Annotated in this window: 1 protein-coding gene and 1 pseudogene; both read right to left on the minus strand. The window is 76.5% G+C overall.

The window, feature by feature from the left end; all coding sequences use genetic code 11:
- Positions 1–102 precede the first annotated feature (102 nt).
- A complete protein-coding gene (locus EF903_RS32315; RefSeq protein ID WP_125548503.1) occupies positions 103–1251 on the minus strand; it encodes an acyl-CoA dehydrogenase family protein in 1149 nt (382 codons plus the stop codon).
- Between the two features lie 121 nt (positions 1252–1372).
- A pseudogene (locus EF903_RS32320) lies at positions 1373–1777 on the minus strand (SDR family NAD(P)-dependent oxidoreductase); the annotation flags it as partial.

Raw genomic sequence — 1777 nt, forward strand, 5'->3', positions numbered from 1 at the left:
CCGCAGCCCACGCCCGTACCGCCGCCGGCACGTCCGCGGCCGCCAGCAGGGCGCGCACCGCCCGCGCGAAGTCCGTCTGCTCCTCGGTCGGCAGGAAGCGCATCAGCGGCGGCCCTTCGGCAGGCCGAGCAGCCGCTCGGCGATGATGTCGCGCTGGATCTCGTTCGTCCCCGCGTAGATCGGACCGGCCAGCGAGAACAGCCAGCCCTGCGCCCACTCCCCGTCGACCAGCTCGGCCTCCGCGCCGCCCAGCAGGTCCAGCGCCGTCTCGTGCAGGGCGAGGTCGTACTGCGACCAGAACACCTTGTTCAGGCTGGACTCGGCGCCCGCCTGCCCGCCCTCGGCCATCCGGGCCGCCGCCGCCCACGTGAACAGCTCGTAGGCGCGCGCCCCGACCAGCGCGTCCGCGACCCGGTCGCGCAGCGCGGTGTCCGCCGGGTCGGCCGCCGACCGCCACAGGGCGTACAGCCTGTCCGCCGCGGCGAGGAACCGGCCCGGCGGGCGGAGGGTGAGGCCGCGCTCGCTGCCCGTCGCGGACATGGCGATCCGCCAGCCCTGCCCCGGCTCGCCGATCACGTCCCGGTCCGGTACGAACACCCCGTCCAGGAAGAGCTCCGCGAACGCCGGCTTGCCGTCCAGCCGGCCGATCGGCCGCACCTCCACGCCCGGCGCCCGCAGGTCGAACACCAGGTACACCAGCCCCTGGTGCGGCCTGGACGCCGCCGCCCCGGTGCGGAACAGGCCGAAGGCCCGGTCGGCGAACGCCGCCCGCGAGGACCACGTCTTCTGCCCGTACAGCAGCCAGCCGTCCGCGGTGCGCTCGGCCCGCGCCCGCAGCGAGGCGAGGTCCGAGCCCGCCTCCGGCTCCGACCAGGCCTGCGCCCACACCTCCTCCCCGCGCGCCATCGGCGGCAGCAGCCGCTCCCGCTGTTCCGGCGTGCCGTGGTCGAACAGGGTGGGGGCCAGCAGGCCGATGCCGTTCTGGGAGACCCGGGCCGGGGCGCCGGACGCCCAGTACTCCTCCTCGAAGACCAGCCACCGCTCCAGGTCCGCGCCCCGGCCGCCGTACTCCCGCGGCCAGGACACCGCCGACCAGCGGCCGGCGTACAGGCGGGCCTCCCACTCCCGGTGCGCGGCGAAGCCCTCCGCGGTCTCCAGGGAGGGCAGCGGGGCCGCCGGGACGTTCCGCGCGAGCCAGTCGCGGGCCTCGGCGCGGAAGGCCTCCACCTCGGGCGGATGGGTCAGGTCCATCGGCTGCCGGCTCCTTCCGGGGGGCGGGCGCCCCGGAGACGCACCGCGCTTCCCTAACAAGTGTTTGGTAGGTTAACGTACGGCCCCGACCGGAGTCGAGGAGGCCGTGCCCGGGAACGGGGGCGGCGCGGGTGCAGCGGAAGGTGCCGCCGAGGGTGGTGTCGAGGACGCGGTGCCACTGGTCGTCGGTCATGTCGGCGAGGGCGGCGGTGCCGCCGAGGCCGGCGTTGTTGACGACGGCGTCGAGGCGGCCGTGGGCGGCCTCGGCGTGGGCGAAGAGGGCGCGGACCTGGGCTTCGTCGGTGACGTCGCAGGTCAGGGAGGTGACGCGGTCGGCGCCGAATTCGGCGGCGAGGGCTTCCTCGGTTTCCTTCAGGCGGCGGGCGTGCGCGTCGCCGAGGACGACGCGGGCGCCTTCTTCGAGGAAGCGGCGGGCGGTGGCGCCGCCGATGCCGGTGCCGGCGGCGGCGGTGACGACGGCGCTGCGGCCGGCGAGGAGGCCGTGCCCGGGAACGGGGGCGGGGGC

Source organism: Streptomyces sp. WAC05292 (assembly GCF_003949955.1).
Classification (GTDB): Bacteria; Actinomycetota; Actinomycetes; order Streptomycetales; family Streptomycetaceae; genus Streptomyces; species Streptomyces globosus.